The organism is Angustibacter aerolatus, assembly GCF_054776675.1.
The window spans coordinates 1-17,423 of the sequence record NZ_BAAHBM010000032.1; the positions used below are offsets into that span (position 1 = coordinate 1).

The following is a 17,423-nucleotide window of genomic DNA, read 5'->3' on the forward strand; positions in this document are numbered from 1 at the left end:
CCCGCGGCGCGGCCGCGGTGGCCGGCGCGGTGCGCGGGGCACCCGACGACGGGGCGGCCGCGGCGAGGGTGCCGGTCACGGCGACGACGGCAGCGGCGGCGACGGGCAGGGCGAGACGGCTTCGGCGCATGGGCTCCCCTTCGACCGGTCCGCCGCCGGCCTTGACCCGTTCGGGTCAGTCCTGCGCCTGGACCTCGATGACCGAGCAGATGTTGCCAGACGGATCCGTGAACCAGGCGATCGTCGGCCCGTTGTCGTGCATGACGCCGTGCTCGTCCTGCGGCATCCCGTCGTAGCGCTCGAACACGACCCCGCGCCCGGCCAGCACGCGCACCGCGGCGTCGACGTCGGGCACCGGGAAGTTCAGCACGGTGAACCCGGCGGGCTGGTGGTTCGGCTTCGGGTAGGCGATCACGTCGGTGCCGCCGCCCAGGTGCAGCGTCATGATGCCGCCGTCGTGCACCTCGGTGCGCACGCCCAGGACGTCGGCGTAGAAGGCCCGCGCCTCCTCGACGTCGCGCACGGAGAAGCCGCTGAAGGCCTTGCTGTCGGTGAGCACGGTGGCTCCCTCCGGTCGGGTGCTGGTCACCGGTGTCGACCGGTGCCGGGTCGTGGAGTCATCGGCCCGACGATGAGTCCCGCGCGCGGCGTCGGTCGTAGGGGCATGCAGCAGCGCGAGCCGGACGTCGGGGACGTCGCCGCGCTGGCCCGCCTGCAGCTGGAGGCGCGGCGCCTGGGGGCCGAGCTGGTGTGGCGCGACCCCGACCACCGGCTGCTCGAGCTCGTCGAGCTGCTCGGCCTGAGCGACCTGCTGCCGGCGAGCCCCGCGTCAGTCGAGCTCGAGGGGCAGCCCGAACAGCGGGAACAGCCGCTCGACGTCGAGGAAGTGGGTGGTGCGGTGGATCCGCTCACCGCTCAGCTCGACGACGACGAGTGACCACGGCTGGTAGCCGCCGCCCTCGCGCGGCTTCCACGTGGCCATCGCCGGCAGCCCGTTGGCCGTCAGCAGCTGCGTGCGCGAGCCGCGGCAGCCGTGCCCCGGCCCGACGTGCCAGGCCACGATGTCGTCGACGCCCGACAGCCACAGCGCGTAGGGCGGCATCGACATCGTCGCGTCCTGCCGCAGCACGCTGACCAGCGCGTCCATGTCGTAGCGCTCGAAGGCCGACACGTAGCGCTGCAGCAGCGCGCGCTGCTCGTCGGTCATCTCGTCGACGCGCACGGCCTCGTCGCCGAGGTCGCGGTCGGCGAGCGTCGCCCGGGCCCGCTGCAGCGCGCTGTTGACCGACGCGACGGTGGTCTCGAGCAGCTCGGCGACCTCGTCGGCGTGCCAGCGCAGCACCTCGCGCAGCACCAGCACGGCGCGCTGCTTCGGGGGCAGGGTCTGCAGCGCGGCGACGAAGGCGAGCTTGACGCCCTCGCGGGCCACCGCCAGGTCGGCCGGGTCGCCGGCCGGTTGCAGCATCGTGGTGGGCGCGGGCTCGACCCAGGTGCCCTCGGGGCTCGGCGTGCCGAGCGACTCGACGACCGGCGCGGAGGGGTCGGGCGACATGTCCATCGGCAGCGCCCGGCGTCCGCGCGCGTCGAGGTGGTCGAGGCAGACGTTGGTGGCGATGCGGTACAGCCAGGACCGCAGGCTGGAGCGGCCCTCGAAGCGGTCGAGCGCCTTCCAGGCCCGCACCATCGTCTCCTGCACGGCGTCGTCGGCGTCGAACGCGGAACCGAGCATGCGGTAGCAGTAGCCGGTCAGCTCGCGCCGGAACGGCTGCAGGTCGTGCTCGGTCGGCCGCGCGACGGGCTGCTCGGCCACCTCGTCGGTGTGCAGGACGTCGGTCATGGCGCTCCCTCCGCGGGCCCCCTCGGCCCGACCTCGACCAACGTAGCCAAGGCCACCGACAGCGCGGAAGAGCCGAGGGCAGAGCCGCGCCTCAGGCCTCCAGCAGCAGCGTCATCGGACCGTCGTTCACGAGCTCGACCTGCATGTGCGCGCCGAACCGGCCGGTCTCGACGTGCAGCCCGCGCTCGCGCAGCCCCTCGACCACGGCCTCGACGAGCGGCTCGGCCACCTGGCCCGGCGCGGCGGCCGACCAGGACGGCCGACGCCCCTTGCGGGTGTCGGCGTAGAGGGTGAACTGGCTGACGACGAGCACCGGAGCACCGGCGTCGACTGCCGAGCGCTCGGCGTCGAGCACCCGGAGGTCGGCCACCTTGCGCACGACGGTCGCCACCTGCTCCGGCCCGTCGTCGTGGGTCACGCCGACCAGCACCAGCAGGCCCTGACCGCCGGCCGGCAGCTCGCCGACGACGTCGCCCTCGACCACCACCCGCGCCGACGTCACCCGCTGCACGAGGGCCCGCACGCTAGAAGCCGATCGCGCGGACGGCGCCGACCGGGGCGCCGTGGCCCAGCACGGGCGACTCCTCGAGGAAGCCGATCTGCTGCTGCGGCAGCCCGAGCACGCGCAGCGCCGCGCCCATGACGACGGGACGGGCCCGGTCACCGCCGTCCGCGATCTTCAGGGCGACCGCCCGACCGTCGGGCAGCGCGGCCGCGTACACCGCCTCGGCACCGTCCTTCGCGATGGCGCCCGGCACCTGCCGCATCAGCCGAGTGGCGTCGCGCCGGGTGCCGGCGACGAACTCGGGGTGCGCGCGGACCGCCTGGGCGACCCGCCCCCCAGGCGACCCGGCGTCGGCGACGGCCAGCGCGGCGAACGACCGCGCCAGGCCGGTCAGCGAGACGGCCATCACCGGCGCACCGCAGCCGTCGACGCCGGTCGCCGCCACCGGCTCGCCGGCCAGCTCGCCGAGCGTCGACGCCATGGCCTGCTGCAGCGGGTGGTCGACGTGCAGGTAGGTGCCGACGTCCCAGCCGGCGCGCACGCAGGTGGTGACCATCCCCGCGTGCTTGCCGGAGCAGTTCTGCGCGACGGACGACGGCTCTCGGCCGGCCCGCACCCAGGCGCGCCGCTCGACGCGGTCGAACGGCAGGTCGGGGGTGTTGCGAAGCACCGACTCGGGCAGCCCGGCCAGCTCGAGCACCCGCTGCACGGCCCGCAGGTGGAACGGCTCGCCCGAGTGCGAGGCGGCCGACAGGGCCAGCAGCTCGCCGCTGAGGTCGAGCCCGCACCCCACCATCGCGGCGGCCTGCGCGAGCTTGTTCGACGACCTCGGGAAGATCGGCGAGGTGGTGTCGCCCAGCTCGAGCAGGGCGCTGCCGTCGGCGTCGAGCACCACGACGCTGCCGTGGTGCACCGACTCGACGAACCCGGAGCGGACGACCTCGACCAGGGGCACGTGCGGCACGCGGCAGACGGTACCGGCCCGGTCAGCGGCTGCTTGCGGTGGCCAGACCGGCGAGGGACGGCGACGGGGTGGCGGCCACGACGCGGTCGCGGCCGGTCGCCTTGGCCTCGTACAGCGCGCGGTCGGCCTCCTGCACCGTGTCCTGCGGCCGCACGCCCTCGAGGTGCACCGCCGCGCCGGCCGACCAGGTGATGCCCGGCTCGACGAACGACCACCGCACCCGCAGCCGCTCGAGCACCGCGACGGCACCCAGCCCCTCGGCGTCGGTGCGGACGACGAGCACGAACTCCTCGCCGCCGTAGCGAGCCACCAGGTCGCTGCCGCGGACGCTGTCGCGCAGCACCGAGCCGAAGGCGACGAGCACCTCGTCGCCGCGCTCGTGACCGTGGGTGTCGTTGACCAGCTTGAAGTGGTCGAGGTCGAGCACCACGATCACGTCGCCGGCTCGCAGTCCCCCGAGCGCGCGGTCGAGGGCCCGCCGGTTGGGCAGCCCGGTCAGCGGGTCGGTGGCGACGGCGTGGAGCAGCGCCTCGGTCTGCCCGGCGAGCCGCGACGTGCGCACCGACAGCACGCCGGCGAGCACCAGCCAGACCAGCAGGGTCAGCGCGAAGCGCACGCGCAGCGCGGGGTTCAGCGGGCCGACCATGCACAGCCACGTCACCAGCGTCGGCACGAGGAAGGCCCACGCCACGCGAAGCCGCTGGGTGATGCCCACGAAGAGGATCCACAGCGTGAGCAGCGCGACGTACGCGGAGCTGACGTCGGCGTCGACGCGCCCGAGCGACGCCAGCAGCAGCAGCGAGCAGCACGGCACGACGAGTGCGCTGCGCAGGTCCCAGCGCTGCCAGGGCAGCAGCGGGGCGAGAGCGGCGACGACGAGGTGCCCGGCGGCGACGAGCAGCGCCACCCGCAGCCCGGCCCGGTCGTGGGCGGGTGCGACGTAGGCGGCCGAGACGGCGACGACCAGTGCGAAGAACAGGCAGAGCACGCCCGACAGCCGAGCCGCCGACGTCGTCGTGGTGATGTCGACGACGGCCAGGAGGCGCTGCGCGAGGCGGTTCACGGGCCGTGCATCGACCCGGCGGGCACCGCGCTTGAGGTCCACCGACCGAGCCGCGGCAGGCGCCGGGTTCGGCCGGTGGACCTCGGGGGCTCAGCGCGAGTAGTCGTCCTCGAGCCGCTCGATGTCGTCCTCGTCGAAGTGCCCGTACCCGATCTCGAGCAGGCTCGCGGGCCGCTCGCCGCGGTTCGCCATGCGGTGCACGGCGCCGGTGGGCACCCAGACCTCCTCGCCGACGGCCGCCGTCCAGGTGCGGTCGCCGACGGTGACCTCCATCGGCTCGTCGAGGATGCGCCACATCTCGGCCCGGCCGGTGTGGGTCTGCAGGCTCAGCCGATGGCCCGGGGTGACCGTGATGATCTTGACGGTCGTGGGCTCGTTGGTGGAGAACTGCTGGAAGCTGCCCCACGGGCGGTCGGTGCTGAAGTACTCCGGCCGCGGGTCGTCGCGGTGGAAGGCCTGCTCGGTCACTGCTGCTCCTGGAGGGCTGTCGACGTCGGGGACGGGCCAGGACGACGCTGTGCCGGGCCGGTGCTCACCACGGACCAGCCGGTCCCCGTGATCCGCGGCCACCCCCGCCGCCGACCCGCTGCAGCGCGGGCCGGACGTCGACGAGGTAGACCGCGGCCGCCACGAACGCGATCAGGTTCAGGAACCCCAGCGGGTTGCTGAGGAAGGAGACGAACCCGATCGCGGTCGCCACGGCGAGGATCAGCACCCAGCGCTGCTTGGTCAGCTTGCCGGCGGCGACGTACGCACCGGCCGGACGCCGGAGGCCGTCGACGAGCGCGACGACCTGCACGACGAACGCGAGGACGCCGAGCGCGAGGAAGACCACCTGCTGGGCGGACTGGAGGGCGAACACGGGCGCAACGCTACCGGTGCGCGCGGCAGGCGGTCAGTCGCCGACCTTCGCCGCCGCGCGCTTCGTCGCCTTCGTCGCGGTGGACGCCGTGGTGCGGGCGCTGGTGCGAGCCGACTTCGCGGTGGTGCGGGCGGTCGCCGCGCGCTTCGTCGCGGTGGTGCGGGTGCGCTTCGCGGCCGACTTGGTGGGCGCCGTGCGGGTGGTCGCCGACTCGCGGACGTCGGCCGCGACGGTCTCGGCGTCGGTGCGGCCGCGCGTCAGGGTGGCGCGGGCGGCGGGCACCGTGTCGACGACGACCTTGCGCACCGTGCTGGTGACGGCGCGACCGCGGGCCAGCGTGGTGTTGGCCTGGGTGAGCAGGTCCTGGGTGGCCTGCTGGCCCTGCACGCGCTGCACGAGGTGGCGGCCGCGCTCGGCGAGCTCGCCGTAGGCCTCCTCGGCGCGGCCGGCCGCGCCCAGCGTGCGGCTGACGGCGACGGCCGGCACCTGCACGGCGGTGGTCGTCAGGCGCTGCTGCAGCCGGGCCGGCACGGCGGCGAGGTCGATGCGGCGGGCCTGCTCGCGCACCAGGCGGGCGCGGTGCACGGCCAGGTCGGTGGCACCGACCACGGCGTAGACGGGGGTGGTGTCGCGCAGCGACGTGCGGATGTCGTCGACGAGGGTCATGAGGCTCCTTCGGTCGTGGTGGGGGTGGCGGTGTCGCCGGCGCGGCCGTTCTCGAGGCAGAACGCGTCGTAGACGTCGAGCAGCACGCGCTTCTGCCGCTCGGTCAGGCCGGGGTCGGCGAGCAGCGCCGCCTTGGTCTCGACCTGCTGGGCGGTCTGCTCCTCGAGCAGCCCGGCCTTCACGTACAGCGTCTCGGCGGAGATGCGCAGCCCCTTGGCCAGCTGCTGCAGGATCTCGCCGCTCGGCTTCTTCAGCCCCCGCTCGATCTGGCTGAGGTAGGGGTTGCTGACGCCCGCGACCGCCGCGAGCTGGCGCAGCGAGAGCTTGGCGCTCTGCCGCTGCTCGCGCAGGTAGGCACCGAGGTCGTCGGTGAGGGACGTCATGCTTGCCAGCATGCTTGCTCTGGTTAGCAGGCACAACCCGCGGGGACGGTGACCCCGCTCACGCCGGGTGCTACTCGGTGACGAGCACGTCCTCGACGTGCGCCTCGCCGTCGCGGTAGCGGCGGGCCACCTCGGCGGTGAGCACGTCCATGACGGCCTGCACCTTGTGCCGGTTCTCGCTGATGGCCTGCTCGATGCGGCGGAGGTGGTCGACCGCGGTGACCAGCTCGTCGTCGCCCAGGGCCGAGGGGTCGGACGCCTGCACGTCGTCGACGGCCTGCTCGGCGAGACGGCGGTGCTCGCCGACGCGACTCGGCTCGGCGGTCATGTGCCGGCCCAGGCCGTGGTCGCTGCGCGGGCCGTCGTCCGACAGCACCTTGGCGAGGTCGTGGACGAACTCGGCGTCGGTGCGCTCGCCGGCGTCGGCACCCGCGCGTGCGCTGGCGCGCTGCGCCTGCTCGGCGCGGATCAGGTCGAGGCGACCCTGCAGCAGGCGCCGCGCGTAGCTGAGGTCGACCTCCTCCTGCTCGGCCTCGTGGCGGCGCGAGCGCAACTCGGCGAACTCGAGCGAGCGGACGTCGTCGGCGAAGCCCGGGGAGAGGATCCGGTCGATCGGACGTCGCCCACCCTCGTGCGTCTGGATCGTCATGGCGCGCAGCCTACGCGGTACGACGCGCCCGCCGCACCGGTCTGTCGGCGGCCACGACGACCTCCTGCGCGGCCGTCACGCCGGCCGCGAGCAGCACCGCGTCGACCGGGGTCGAGCGCTTCACGACCGCGAGCGCCACCGGGCCCAGCTCGTGGTGGCGGGCCGCCGTGGTGATCCGGCCGACGGTGCGGCCGTCGAGCTCGAGCTCGGTGCCCGCCTCGGGCAGCAGGTGCCCGGAGCCGTCGAGGTGCAGCATCACCAGGCGGCGCGGCGGCTGCCCGAGGTTGTGCACCCGGGCCACCGTCTCCTGGCCGCGGTAGCAGCCCTTCGACAGGTGGACGGCGGTGCGCAGCCAGTCGACCTCGTGCGGGATCGTCCGGTGGTCGGTGTCGAGGCCGAGCCGCGGTCGCCACGCCGCGACGCGCAGCGCCTCGGCGGCCCAGGTGCCGGCCAGCGGGCGGTCGCCGACGAACGCCTCCAGCTCGGCGCGCGGCACGATCACCTCGCGCCACGCGCGGTCGGCGCCCGGGTGCTCGTCGTCCGGCACCGCGGCGTACGACGCGCTGCCCTCGGCGACGGCCGGCCACGGGTCGCGCCAGGTCGGCGGCTCGCCCTCGGCGCCCTCGCGGTCGACCGGCTCGCCGACCACCGCGAAGTCGTCGGTGCGGTCGGTGGTCTCTACGCGCAGCATGAACTGCATGCTGCGCAGCCACGTGGTGAGCGCCGCGCCCGTCCCCGGCTCCGCCGTCAGCCAGGTGGTCTCGCCGTCGTCGACGACGTGCAGCGCGTGCTCGACGTGCCCCTTGGGGCTGAGCACGAGCGTCTCGGTCGACGTGCGCGGCGGCAACCCGGTCAGGTGCTGGGTGGTGATGGAGTGCAGCCACGAGAGCCGGTCGGGGCCGGTCACCGTGACGACGGAGCGGTTGGACAGGTCGACGACCGCCAGGCCCTCCTCGAGCAGCCGCTGCTCGCGCACCGGGTCGCCGTGGTGCCAGGCGACGCCCGCGTCCACGCCCTCGGCAGCGACCGCACCGGCACGCGACAGCAGGGGACTCGTCATGCGGTGGTCAGCGTCGGCCCCGGTCACCTGATTCCCCCGGGCTACGAGACGCGCTTGAGCTGGGCCGACATGTGCGACTGCAGCGGGTGCCCGCCGGCCGCCTTGTCGAGCGCCCAGAGCAGGTCGCCCTCGACCAGGCCGTAGAGCCGGCTCGCGGCGGTGTACTCCTCGGCGTCCGGCGTCCGCACCACGGCGTCGGTCTGCAGGGTGATCCGCGGCCCCTCGACCGTGCCGGCGTACAGCTCGAGGAAGCCGTCGGGGTTGGCCAGCAGCAGCTCCAGCTCGCCGTCGCGGCCCGGGCGCCAGTAGCCGGTCTCGGTACCGAGCGGCCGCACCTGCTCACCGGCGTCGTCGAGCACCCAGGTGGTGCTGCGGTGGTGCAGGAACGGGCGGCCGTCGTGCCACACGTCGAGCTCCTGACCGAAGTTGGCCGACTCGGTGCCCGGGTAGCCGATGACGCCGGCGCCCTGCCAGCGCCCGATCACCCAGGCGAGCGGCACCAGGGCAGGGGGCAGGTCGGGGTCGAGCTGCACGTCGCCGCCCCGTCTCAGTGCTGGCCGCGGTACAGCCGGTACACCACGAACCCGGCGAACCAGGTGATGGCGGCCGCCGACGCGATGAGCACGCAGAGGTAGAAGATCTCGAGACCACTCACCCGGCCGAGCCTAGTCGGCGCCGACCCGCCGCGCCGTACCGTGAGGCCATGGCACGGTCACTGGTGGTCAAGGTCACGGCCGGGGCGGACGCCCCCGAGCGCTGCTCGCAGGCGTTCACGGTGGCGTCGACGGCGCTCGCCGCCGGCGTCGCCGTGAGCCTGTGGCTCACCGGGGAGTCGGCGTGGTTCGCGCTGCCCGGCCGCGCGGCGTCCTTCGAGCTGCCGCACAGCGCGCCCCTGCCCGAGCTGCTCGACGCGCTGCTCGCCGACGGCCGGGTCACCCTGTGCACCCAGTGCGCGGCCCGCCGCGACATCGGGCCGGACGACGTGCTGGCGGGCGTGCGGATCGCCGGCGCCGCCGTGTTCGTCGAGGAGGCGCTGCGCGAGGGGGCGCAGGCGCTCGTGTACTGAGCCGCGCAGGCGCTCGGGTGCTGAGCCGGGCTCAGCGCTGCTTGAGGCGCTCCCACCACTCGCGGTTGCCGCGGTACCACTCGATCGCGTCCGCCAGGCCGGCGTCGAACTCGACCTGCGGGGCGTAGCCGAGCTCGGCGCTGATCTTGCCGATGTCGACGCTGTACCGGCGGTCGTGACCCTTGCGGTCCTCGACCGGCACCACGCTGCCCCAGTCCTTGCCGGACGCAGCGAGCAGCCGCTCGGTGAGCTCGCGGTTGGTCAGCTCGGTGCCGCCGCCGATGTTGTAGACCTCGCCGGCGCGGCCGCCCGCGCGCACCAGCTCGATGCCGCGGCAGTGGTCGTCGACGTGCAGCCAGTCGCGCACGTTCAGGCCGTCGCCGTAGAGCGGCACGGTGCCGCCGTCCATCAGGTTGGTGACGAAGAGCGGGATGACCTTCTCGGGGAACTGGTACGGCCCGTAGTTGTTGCTGCACCGCGTGATGAGCACCGGCAGCCCGTGGGTGCGGTGGTAGGCGCGGGCGATGAGGTCGCTGCTGGCCTTGCTCGCGGAGTACGGCGAGTTCGGCTCGAGCGGGCGGTCCTCGGTCCACGACCCCTCGTCGATGGAGCCGTACACCTCGTCGGTCGACACGTGCACGAAGCGGTCGACGCCGTGCCGCAGCGCCGCGTCGAGCAGGGTCTGCGTGCCGACGACGTTCGTCATGACGAAGTCGGCCGCGCCGTCGATCGAGCGGTCGACGTGCGACTCGGCGGCGAAGTGCACGACCTGGTCGACCCGCTGCATCAGCTCGCCCACCAGCTCGGCGTCGCAGATGTCGCCGACGACGAGCTCGACGCGGTCGGCGACCGGGTCGAGGTTCTCCTTCACACCGGCGTAGGTGAGCTTGTCGAGCACCACGATCTCGGCGTCGCGCAGGCCCTCGTAGTCACCGGACGCCGCGTGGCGGACGTAGTTCGAGCCGATGAAGCCGGCCCCTCCCGTGACGAGCAGCCTCATGCGACGTTCCTCCACCAGTGCCCAGCGCCGATATCGTGCGCGGATGCGCGGGATCATTCTGGCAGGCGGATCAGGCACGCGCTTGCATCCGATCACATTGGGCACGAGCAAGCAGCTGGTGCCCGTCTACGACAAGCCGATGGTCTACTACCCGCTGTCGATGCTGGTGCTGGCCGGCATCCGCGACGTGCTGGTCATCACCACGCCGCACGACGCGCCGCAGTTCGAGCGGCTGCTGGGCGACGGCAGCCAGTTCGGCATCTCCATCGCCTACGCGCAGCAGCCCGAGCCGAACGGCCTGGCGCAGGCGTTCGTCATCGGTGCCGAGTTCGTCGGCTCCGACTCGGTGGCGCTGGTGCTGGGCGACAACATCTTCTACGGCCCCGGCCTCGGCACCCGGCTGCGCCGGCACACCGACCTCGAGGGCGGCCTCGTCTTCGCCTACCAGGTGGCCGACCCGACGGCGTACGGCGTCGTCGAGTTCGACGCCGAGGGCCGCGCGGTCTCGCTGGAGGAGAAGCCGGAGCACCCGCGCAGCTCGTTCGCCGTCCCCGGTCTGTACTTCTACGACAACGACGTGCTGGCCATCGCGCGCGACCTCGAGCCCTCGCCGCGCGGCGAGTACGAGATCACCGACGTCAACCGCGCCTACCTCGACGCCGGCCGCCTGCAGGTCGAGGTGCTGCCGCGCGGCACCGCGTGGCTCGACACCGGCACGTTCGACTCGCTGATGGCCGCGGGCGAGTTCGTCCGCGTCGTCGAGGCGCGGCAGGGCCTGAAGATCGGCTGCCCCGAGGAGGTCGCCTGGCGCGCCGGGTTCCTGAGCGACGACGGCCTGCGCGCTCGCGCCGAGGCGCTCGCGAAGTCCGGCTACGGCGAGTACCTGCTCGGGCTGCTGGCCCAGGGGCGCTAGCGGCCGAGCACGCTCGGGGCGGCGACGGCGAAGCGCTCGCGCCAGTCGCCGATCGGCTCGATCCCCAGGCGCCGCAGCGCGTCGTGGCCGAGCACCGAGTACGCCGGTCGGGGCGCGGGGCGCACGAACGCGGCGGACGTCGTGGGGCGCACCCGCGCCGGGTCGGTGCCGGCCTCCTCGGCCACGGCCTGCGCGAAGCCGTGCCACGACACCTGACCGCTCGACGTCGCGTGGTAGGCCCCGGCGGGGGCGTCGGCCGCGACGAGCCGCAGCACGAGGTCGGCGACGTCGGCCGTCCAGGTGGGCTGGCCGACCTGGTCGTCGACGACGTCGAGGGTGTCGCGCTGGTCGAGGGCGCCGGCGATGGTGCGCGGGAAGCAGCGGCCGTGCGCGCCGTACAGCCAGGCGGTGCGGACGACGAGCGTGTCGGTGTGCGCACCCACCGCCAGCCGCTCGCCGTCGGCCTTCGTGCGGCCGTACGCGGACTGCGGCGCCACCGGCGCGTCCTCGGCGTAGGGGCTGGTGGCCCGGCCGTCGAACACGTAGTCGGTCGAGACCTGCACCAGCCGGGCGCCGGCCTCGCGCGCGGCCACCGCCAGGTGCTCGGCGCCCGTCGCGTTCACCTGGGCGGCCGCGGGCTCGGCGGTCTCGGCGTCGTCGACGGCGGTCCAGGCGGCGCAGTTCACCACGACGTCGACGCCCTCGGCGGCCCGGCGGCAGGCGTCGGCGTCGCGCACGTCGAGCTCGGCGCTGCCCACCGCCCGCACGCTCGCGCCGGCGCGCTGCAGGGCGGTCACGAGGTCGGTGCCGAGCATGCCGCGCCCGCCGGTGACCAGCCACGTCGTGCTCGGGAGCGAGGGGGTCGGGGTCACGGCCGATAGTCTCCCACGCGTGGACATCACCCCGTTGAGCATCGAGGGCGCCTGGAAGATCGTGCCGCGGCAGCACGCCGACGACCGCGGGGTGTTCCTCGAGTGGTTCGCCGGCAGCGCGTTCGAGCAGACCGTCGGGCACCCGCTGGACCTGCGCCAGGCGAACCTGTCGGTGTCGGCGGCGGGGGTCGTGCGCGGCGTCCACTTCGCGCAGCTGCCGCCCAGCCAGGCCAAGTACGTCACCTGCCCGGTCGGCGCGGTGCTCGACGTCGTGGTCGACATCCGGGTCGGGTCGCCCACGTTCGGGCAGGTCGAGACGGTGCTGCTCGACGACACCGAGCGCGCGGCGGTCTACCTCTCGGAGGGCCTGGGCCACGCGTTCGTCTCGCTGCAGGACGGCTCGACGGTCACCTACCTCTGCTCGGCGCCGTACGCCCCCGGCCGCGAGCACGGCATCAGCCCGCTCGACCCCGACCTGGCGATCGACTGGCCGACCACCGGCCGCGACGGGTCGCCGATCGAGCCGCTGCTGAGCCCGAAGGACACCGCCGCGCCGAGCCTGCGCGAGGCCGAGCAGCAGGGCCTGCTGCCGACGTACGACGAGGCGCTGGCGTTCAGGCGGTCGCTGGCTCGCCCGTGAGCAGCCGCGTCAGCAGCTCGACGGCGGGCACCACCTGCGAGGTCGTGCGGCGGTAGTCACCGGGTCCGCGCCCGTAGGGGTCGCTCACGTCGTCGGCGTCGGACGCCGGGGCGGCGACGGCCCGCCGCGACGCCGCCAGCTGTGGCAGCGCCCGCAGCCGCTCGGCGACGTCGTCGCCGAGCACCTCCTCGGCCCCGTCGAGCAGCCGGGCCAGCTCCCGCAGGGTGAACGTGCGGCGCAGTGCCCGTGGCTGCAGCTGCACCACCTGCCGCCGGTGCTCGCGGGTCGCGGTCACCACGAGGTCGACGTCGAGCAGGGCGGCCGTGAGCTGTCGGGCCGATGCGCCGTCCGGGTCACCGCCGAGCGCGGCCAGCTCGGCGGCCGCCGGGTCGGTCATCGGCTCGCCGACGAGGGCCTGGGTGCCGGCCGACGAGACGTCGACCGCGTCGGTGCCGAGCCGCTGGCGCAGCAGGCGCTCGACCAGGGGCGAGCGGCAGACGTTGCCGGTGCAGACCACCAGCACGCGGGCGGGGGCGCTCACCGGGCCAGCAACCGGACGGCGACGTAGGCGACCATGCCGCTGCCGGCCAACGGCGCCACGGCGAGCGCGACGCGCCCGGCCAGCGAGCCGGCAGCGGGCGGCAGCACCGCGAGCAGGCGGTGCAGCAGCAGCACGACGCCGGCGGACACCCCCCCCGCGACCAGCCCGGCCAGGACGTGCCCGTCGTGCTGAAGCCCGCCGAGCTGGCCGCCGGCGACCAGGCCGACGAGGACGCCGAGCGGCATCGCGACGCGGCCCGGCAGCGGCAGCGCCAGCGGCACCAGGGCCAGCGCGACCGGCACCGCCCAGACCAGCACCCCGCCGCCGCCCACCGGCGAGCGCGGCAGCGCCACGACGGCCGCGAGCGACGACACGAGCACCAGGCCCGCGACCGACCCGGTCACCGACTCGACCATCCGCGGCCGCGCGTCGCGGCGGGCCAGCTGGTGCACGAACTCCCCGACGACCGACACCGCCAGCGCGAGCGACAGCCAGCGCAGCAGCGGCTCCTCGGTGGTCAGCGCCACCGCCACCGCGGCCAGCACCCCGCCCCCGGCGACCACAGAGGTGGTGCCGCGCGGCGACGGCAGCGCCAGCAGCACCGGCCACCCCCACGCCATCGCGGCCGCCCCGAGCGCGCACACCGCGGCGAGCGGCCAGGCGCCGACGTACGCGGTGGCGGTGAGCAGCGCCGCGAGCGCCGCGGTCAGCCCGGTCGACGTCCACGTCGCGCGCCGGCTCGGCAGCACCACGGCGTCCGGCGGCACGACCAGCTCGGGGTCGGCGGTCTCGGGCACCGGCACAGCCTAGTCGCGCCCGGCCCAGGCCCCGGTCGTCGCCGCTCCTCGTGCCGCCCACGTTTCATCACCCCGCCACCCTCGCCGCCGAGCTGCCACTTCTCGGGGTCGAAGCGGCCCCGTGGCGCCCCGGAGGTGGCAGCTCGGCGGGCCGGCCTCCGTCGCCCCTCCCCCTGCCGAGGTGCGAGTCGTGGTTGCTCGCGGCGGCGCCTGTGCAACCACGACTCGCATCTCGGCACGGCTGCCAGGTGCGGGGGCGCAGGTGGTGGGTGCGGCCAGGCGGGGTCAGCCGCCGGCGAAGGGCGGGAGCACCTCGACGACCTGTCCGTCGTGCAGCGGCACGTCGCCCCGGGCGGCGAGGCCGTCGACGAGCAGCGAGCTGCGGGCCAGCACGGCGGTGAGCTCGGGGCCGCGCGTCTGCAGCCGCTCGACGAGCACCGCGGTGGAGTCCGCCTGCTCGGTGCACCGGTCGGTGCCCGCAGCCGCTCGCGCCGCGGCCCAGAACCGCACCGTCACCTCTGCCACGCCGCCTCCACCCGCTCGTGCGCCCGGTCGTCCAGCCGTCGCGCAGATGACCGTCGCGTGAACGCGGCGTCTCACCCAGTGGACCAGACGCTCACGCAGCGGACACCTGCGGGGCTATCCTCGCAGCACTCGGTCGACGCGGCCCGATCCTGGAGGTCGGCTGCCGCGAGCCGGTGACCGTCCTCCGCCGCACGAAGAGGAGGGCCCTGACGTGGCGCGACTGCTGCTGCTCACCAACGACCTCACCCCCAGCTCGGAGGTGCTGCCGGCGCTCGGCCTGCTCGGTCACCACGTGCGGGTGCTGCCGGCCGAGGCCTCCGCGCTGGTCGAGACCCCACCCACCGACGTCGTGCTCGTCGACGGCCGCCGCGACCTGGCGCCGGCCCGCTCGCTGTGCCGGCTGCTGCGCACCACCGGCGTCTCGGCCCCGCTGCTGCTCGTGGTCACCGAGGGCGGGCTGGCCGCCGTCACCGCCGAGTGGGGCGTCGACGACGTGCTGCTGGTGACCGCCGGCCCGGCCGAGGTCGAGGCACGCGTGCGGCTCGCCATCGGCCGCTCGCTCATCGCCGAGGACGACGACGACACCCTGGCGCCGGAGATCCGCGCCGGTGACGTGGTGATCGACGAGGCGAGCTACTCGGCGCGGGTGCGCGGCCGCTCGCTCGACCTCACCTACAAGGAGTTCGAGCTGCTGAAGTTCCTCGCGCAGCACCCCGGCCGGGTCTTCACCCGCGCCCAGCTGCTGCAGGAGGTCTGGGGCTACGACTACTACGGCGGCACCCGCACCGTCGACGTCCACGTGCGGCGGCTGCGCGCCAAGCTCGGCGCGGAGTTCGAGCAGCAGATCGGCACCGTGCGCAACGTCGGCTACCGCTTCGTGGCGCCCGGCCGCGAGGGTGTCGGCGCCCGCGAGAGCCAGCGCACCTCGTAGCCGGACCGCGCCGGCGCCGTCCGGCACGAACGCGCAGCGGCCGCCGCCCCCCGCAGGGGACGGCGGCCGCCGTCGTGCTCGGCCCCGGTCAGGGGGCGGTGGTGATCCGGTCGGTGGCGACCGGGGTGTACGGCGAGTGGCTGCTCAGGTACGCCGCGAACCCGTCGATGTCGATGCCGCCGACGATCTTGTTCGTCCCGTTGGTGAAGGCCGCGAAGTTGTCGCCGCCGTCGGACAGGAAGTTGTTCGCGACCACCCGGTACGTCGCGGCCGGGTCGATGGGCGTGCCGTGCAGCTTCACCGAGCCGGCGACGACCTTGGAGCCGGCCGGCGCCGACGCGCTGTAGGTGTAGGTGAACCCGTCGCTCACCTGCAGCACCTTGCTGTTGGACCCGGCGTTCGCGTCCGCGAACTGCTGCTCGAGCAGGGCCAGGACGTCGGACCCCTTGAGGTCCATCGACACCAGGTAGTTGCTGAACGGCTGGATGGCGAACGCCTGCCCGTACGTGACGTCGCCGTTCGCGCCCGGCGTCAGGTCACCCCGGATGCCGCCGGGGTTCATGAACGCGATCTGCGGGGTGCCGCCGCCGGCGACGCTCGGGTCGGCGAGCTGGGCGTCGGCGATGAGGCGGCCGAGCGTCGAGTCGGGGTCGGTGCTGGTCGGCTTGGGCAGCACGGCGGCACCGGCCACCTGGCCGAGCACGCGGTCCTGGATCGGCTGCACGAGCCGCTTGTACGTCGAGATGATCGACGACTGCCTCGGGTCGGCCGCCACGTCGCGCGAGACCACCACGTTGGTGCCCTCGACCGACGAGCGGACGATGTCGCCCTTGCGCAGGTCGTAGGTGAGGTTCGTCTCGGTGTAGAGCCGGCCGAACGACGAGGCGCTGGTGATGAGCCGCTGGCGGCCCTTGCTGTCGGCCTGCGAGCAGACGTACGGCTGGTGGGTGTGGCCGCTCACGACCATGTCGATCTGCGGGTCGAGGCGGCGGGTGATGTCGAGGATCGCGCTGTCGCTCTCGAGCTGCGCGCCCTTCACGCCCTGCTTCGTCTCGGTCGAGCAGGTCGCGTCGTACGGCGGCGCGACCTGGTAGGTGCCGTGCTCGGCGGTGTAGGTCGTGGTGGCGGGGTCGCCGCCCTGGTGCACGAGCACCACGATGGCCTTGACGCCCTGGCGCTTCAGCACGGGGACGAGCGCGTTCGCCGTCTGCGCCTCGTCGGTGAACTGCAGGCCCTCGATGCCCGACTTGGTGACGATGCTCGGGGTGTCCTTCAGCGTCATGCCGATGAACCCGATCTTCGCGCCGTCCTTGAACGTCTTGATCCAGTACGGCGGCAGGATGGTCTTGTTCGTGCCCGCGTACTTCACGTTCGCCGCGAGGATCGGGTAGCGCGCGCCGCGGAAGGTGTGGTCGGCGCACGAGTTCTGGTTCGCGGCGCCGTCGCCGTCGTCGATGCAGCCGCCGCGGGCGAGGCGCTGGATCTCCTTGTACCCCTCGTCGAACTCGTGGTTGCCGACGGAGGTGACGTCGAGGCCGAGCGCGTTCATCGCCTCGACGGTGGGCTCGTCGTGGAAGGCGGCCGACAGCAGCGGGCTCGCACCGACGAGATCGCCGGCGGCGGCGGTGACCGTGTCGCGGTGCCCCTTGCGTGCCTGCTGCAGGTGCGTGGCGAGGTACTCCGTGCCACCGGCGTTCACGGTGGTGGGGACGGCGGCGTACGGCGTCGTCGTCGACTCCGTGTAGCCGGTGGTCAGCCGGCCGCTGGAGCCGCTCGGCGGCTCGAGGTTGCCGTGCAGGTCGTTGAACGACAGCAGCTGGATGTCGGTGGTGCGCTGCTGGTGGCCGTGACCACCGTGACCACCGTGACCACCGCCGTGGCCGTGGCCGCCGTGGCGACCGCCCGCCAGCGCGCTGCCGGTGGGCAGGGCGACGGCGAGCGCGGCGAGACCCACGACGGCGGTGGCGCGGGTCAGCGGTCGGCGTCGGGTGGGACGTCGGGACATGCGGGGCTCCTCGGGCGATCGGCTCGGGTGCGCCCGGCGCGGGACCGGGCAGTCAGGAACCTAGCGGCCCGCACCGACAGCCCGACAGACCCCGATCGTCCCGATTCGAACACGTCCGACCGCCCGTCGTCGCACCGTCACCGC

At 74.4% G+C, this 17,423-nt stretch carries 23 protein-coding genes; 5 read left to right on the forward strand and 18 right to left on the reverse strand.

Annotated features, from left to right (window positions below; translation table 11 throughout):
* Positions 1 to 175: 175 nt before the first annotated feature.
* Entirely contained in the window at positions 176 to 559 is a 384-nt protein-coding gene (locus tag ACYVI6_RS09475; protein WP_460446134.1) for a VOC family protein, read from the reverse strand.
* A gap of 105 nt (positions 560 to 664) precedes the next feature.
* Here ACYVI6_RS09475 and ACYVI6_RS09480 point away from each other — a divergent pair, with 105 nt between their 5' ends.
* Positions 665 to 937 carry a hypothetical protein gene (locus ACYVI6_RS09480; RefSeq protein ID WP_460446135.1) on the forward strand — a complete coding sequence of 91 codons (273 nt, stop codon included), beginning with the start codon at positions 665 to 667 and terminating at the stop codon, positions 935 to 937.
* Here the strand turns inward: ACYVI6_RS09480 and ACYVI6_RS09485 are convergent.
* From ACYVI6_RS09485 to ACYVI6_RS09535, 11 genes are all read right to left on the reverse strand, one after another.
* Entirely contained in the window at positions 830 to 1,837 is a 1,008-nt protein-coding gene (locus ACYVI6_RS09485; RefSeq protein ID WP_460446136.1) for a sigma-70 family RNA polymerase sigma factor, read from the reverse strand. The genes ACYVI6_RS09480 and ACYVI6_RS09485 overlap by 108 nt on opposite strands.
* Before the next feature lie 91 nt (positions 1,838 to 1,928).
* On the reverse strand, positions 1,929 to 2,360 hold the full coding sequence (dtd, locus tag ACYVI6_RS09490; RefSeq protein WP_460446137.1) for a D-aminoacyl-tRNA deacylase: 432 nt from the start codon (positions 2,358 to 2,360) through the stop codon (positions 1,929 to 1,931).
* A 1-nt stretch (position 2,361) separates the two neighbouring features.
* A complete protein-coding gene (locus tag ACYVI6_RS09495; RefSeq protein WP_460446138.1) occupies positions 2,362 to 3,306 on the reverse strand; it encodes an asparaginase in 945 nt (314 codons plus the stop codon).
* Positions 3,307 to 3,328: 22 nt separating this feature from the next.
* A complete protein-coding gene (locus ACYVI6_RS09500) occupies positions 3,329 to 4,369 on the reverse strand; it encodes a GGDEF domain-containing protein (protein WP_460446139.1) in 1,041 nt (346 codons plus the stop codon).
* Positions 4,370 to 4,459: 90 nt separating this feature from the next.
* Positions 4,460 to 4,837, reverse strand: coding sequence for a phosphomannose isomerase type II C-terminal cupin domain (locus ACYVI6_RS09505; protein ID WP_460446140.1), 378 nt, complete (start codon positions 4,835 to 4,837; stop codon positions 4,460 to 4,462).
* Between the two features lie 64 nt (positions 4,838 to 4,901).
* The gene (locus tag ACYVI6_RS09510) at positions 4,902 to 5,231 is read right to left on the reverse strand and encodes a DUF2516 family protein (RefSeq protein WP_460446141.1); all 330 of its coding nucleotides are present in this window, start codon (positions 5,229 to 5,231) and stop codon (positions 4,902 to 4,904) included.
* 33 nt (positions 5,232 to 5,264) lie between these two features.
* Positions 5,265 to 5,897 carry a hypothetical protein gene (locus ACYVI6_RS09515; protein ID WP_460446142.1) on the reverse strand — a complete coding sequence of 211 codons (633 nt, stop codon included), beginning with the start codon at positions 5,895 to 5,897 and terminating at the stop codon, positions 5,265 to 5,267.
* A complete protein-coding gene (locus tag ACYVI6_RS09520) occupies positions 5,894 to 6,280 on the reverse strand; it encodes a helix-turn-helix domain-containing protein (RefSeq protein WP_460446143.1) in 387 nt (128 codons plus the stop codon). Before ACYVI6_RS09520 ends, ACYVI6_RS09515 begins: the two co-directional genes overlap by 4 nt.
* Positions 6,281 to 6,350: 70 nt before the next feature.
* Positions 6,351 to 6,929, reverse strand: coding sequence for an RsiG family protein (locus ACYVI6_RS09525; protein ID WP_460446144.1), 579 nt, complete (start codon positions 6,927 to 6,929; stop codon positions 6,351 to 6,353).
* Positions 6,930 to 6,939: 10 nt separating this feature from the next.
* Positions 6,940 to 7,989, reverse strand: coding sequence for a CAF17-like 4Fe-4S cluster assembly/insertion protein YgfZ (gene ygfZ / locus ACYVI6_RS09530; protein ID WP_460446145.1), 1,050 nt, complete (start codon positions 7,987 to 7,989; stop codon positions 6,940 to 6,942).
* Between the two features lie 41 nt (positions 7,990 to 8,030).
* Positions 8,031 to 8,522, reverse strand: coding sequence for a heme-binding beta-barrel domain-containing protein (locus ACYVI6_RS09535; RefSeq protein ID WP_460446146.1), 492 nt, complete (start codon positions 8,520 to 8,522; stop codon positions 8,031 to 8,033).
* Positions 8,523 to 8,692: 170 nt separating this feature from the next.
* On the opposite strand from ACYVI6_RS09535, the gene ACYVI6_RS09540 reads away from it, so the two are divergent.
* Positions 8,693 to 9,055 carry a DsrE family protein gene (locus ACYVI6_RS09540; RefSeq protein WP_460446147.1) on the forward strand — a complete coding sequence of 121 codons (363 nt, stop codon included), beginning with the start codon at positions 8,693 to 8,695 and terminating at the stop codon, positions 9,053 to 9,055.
* Positions 9,056 to 9,086: 31 nt separating this feature from the next.
* Here the strand turns inward: ACYVI6_RS09540 and rfbB are convergent, their stop codons facing one another.
* Positions 9,087 to 10,055, reverse strand: a complete 969-nt coding sequence (gene rfbB / locus ACYVI6_RS09545) for a dTDP-glucose 4,6-dehydratase (protein WP_460446148.1) — start codon at positions 10,053 to 10,055, stop codon at positions 9,087 to 9,089.
* A gap of 43 nt (positions 10,056 to 10,098) precedes the next feature.
* Here rfbB and rfbA point away from each other — a divergent pair, with 43 nt between their 5' ends.
* On the forward strand, positions 10,099 to 10,968 hold the full coding sequence (gene rfbA, locus ACYVI6_RS09550) for a glucose-1-phosphate thymidylyltransferase RfbA (RefSeq protein ID WP_460446149.1): 870 nt from the start codon (positions 10,099 to 10,101) through the stop codon (positions 10,966 to 10,968).
* Here rfbA and rfbD read toward each other — a convergent pair.
* A complete protein-coding gene (rfbD, locus tag ACYVI6_RS09555) occupies positions 10,965 to 11,783 on the reverse strand; it encodes a dTDP-4-dehydrorhamnose reductase (protein WP_460446174.1) in 819 nt (272 codons plus the stop codon). The two genes, rfbA and rfbD, sit on opposite strands and share 4 nt — an antisense overlap.
* A 76-nt stretch (positions 11,784 to 11,859) precedes the next feature.
* On the opposite strand from rfbD, the gene ACYVI6_RS09560 reads away from it, so the two are divergent.
* Complete coding sequence (locus ACYVI6_RS09560; RefSeq protein ID WP_460446150.1) at positions 11,860 to 12,480, forward strand: dTDP-4-dehydrorhamnose 3,5-epimerase family protein; 621 nt, start codon at positions 11,860 to 11,862, stop codon at positions 12,478 to 12,480.
* Here ACYVI6_RS09560 and ACYVI6_RS09565 read toward each other — a convergent pair.
* From ACYVI6_RS09565 to ACYVI6_RS09575, 3 genes are all read right to left on the reverse strand, one after another.
* Positions 12,455 to 13,021 carry an arsenate reductase/protein-tyrosine-phosphatase family protein gene (locus ACYVI6_RS09565; RefSeq protein WP_460446151.1) on the reverse strand — a complete coding sequence of 189 codons (567 nt, stop codon included), beginning with the start codon at positions 13,019 to 13,021 and terminating at the stop codon, positions 12,455 to 12,457. The two genes, ACYVI6_RS09560 and ACYVI6_RS09565, sit on opposite strands and share 26 nt — an antisense overlap.
* On the reverse strand, positions 13,018 to 13,818 hold the full coding sequence (locus ACYVI6_RS09570; protein WP_460446152.1) for a hypothetical protein: 801 nt from the start codon (positions 13,816 to 13,818) through the stop codon (positions 13,018 to 13,020). The genes ACYVI6_RS09565 and ACYVI6_RS09570 overlap by 4 nt, the downstream gene beginning before the upstream one ends.
* A gap of 285 nt (positions 13,819 to 14,103) precedes the next feature.
* A complete protein-coding gene (locus tag ACYVI6_RS09575; protein WP_460446153.1) occupies positions 14,104 to 14,343 on the reverse strand; it encodes a MoaD/ThiS family protein in 240 nt (79 codons plus the stop codon).
* A 211-nt stretch (positions 14,344 to 14,554) separates the two neighbouring features.
* On the opposite strand from ACYVI6_RS09575, the gene ACYVI6_RS09580 reads away from it, so the two are divergent.
* Positions 14,555 to 15,274 carry a winged helix-turn-helix transcriptional regulator gene (locus tag ACYVI6_RS09580; RefSeq protein WP_460446154.1) on the forward strand — a complete coding sequence of 240 codons (720 nt, stop codon included), beginning with the start codon at positions 14,555 to 14,557 and terminating at the stop codon, positions 15,272 to 15,274.
* Positions 15,275 to 15,362: 88 nt separating this feature from the next.
* On the opposite strand, the gene ACYVI6_RS09585 is transcribed toward ACYVI6_RS09580, so the two are convergent.
* Entirely contained in the window at positions 15,363 to 17,279 is a 1,917-nt protein-coding gene (locus ACYVI6_RS09585; protein WP_460446155.1) for a bifunctional metallophosphatase/5'-nucleotidase, read from the reverse strand.
* Positions 17,280 to 17,423: the final 144 nt, after the last annotated feature.

Bases quoted from the DNA above. Each gene is read 5' to 3' on its own strand.
- ACYVI6_RS09480 (WP_460446135.1), top strand. From the start codon at position 665: ATGCAGCAGCGCGAGCCGGACGTCGGGGACGTCGCCGCGCTGGCCCGC.
- ACYVI6_RS09485 (WP_460446136.1), bottom strand. From the start codon at position 1,837: ATGACCGACGTCCTGCACACCGACGAGGTGGCCGAGCAGCCCGTCGCG.
- ACYVI6_RS09515 (WP_460446142.1), bottom strand. From the start codon at position 5,897: ATGACCCTCGTCGACGACATCCGCACGTCGCTGCGCGACACCACCCCC.
- ACYVI6_RS09520 (WP_460446143.1), bottom strand. From the start codon at position 6,280: ATGACGTCCCTCACCGACGACCTCGGTGCCTACCTGCGCGAGCAGCGG.
- ACYVI6_RS09525 (WP_460446144.1), bottom strand. From the start codon at position 6,929: ATGACGATCCAGACGCACGAGGGTGGGCGACGTCCGATCGACCGGATC.
- ygfZ (WP_460446145.1), bottom strand. From the start codon at position 7,989: ATGACGAGTCCCCTGCTGTCGCGTGCCGGTGCGGTCGCTGCCGAGGGC.
- ACYVI6_RS09540 (WP_460446147.1), top strand. From the start codon at position 8,693: ATGGCACGGTCACTGGTGGTCAAGGTCACGGCCGGGGCGGACGCCCCC.
- rfbB (WP_460446148.1), bottom strand. From the start codon at position 10,055: ATGAGGCTGCTCGTCACGGGAGGGGCCGGCTTCATCGGCTCGAACTAC.
- rfbA (WP_460446149.1), top strand. From the start codon at position 10,099: ATGCGCGGGATCATTCTGGCAGGCGGATCAGGCACGCGCTTGCATCCG.
- rfbD (WP_460446174.1), bottom strand. From the start codon at position 11,783: ATGCTCGGCACCGACCTCGTGACCGCCCTGCAGCGCGCCGGCGCGAGC.
- ACYVI6_RS09585 (WP_460446155.1), bottom strand. From the start codon at position 17,279: ATGTCCCGACGTCCCACCCGACGCCGACCGCTGACCCGCGCCACCGCC.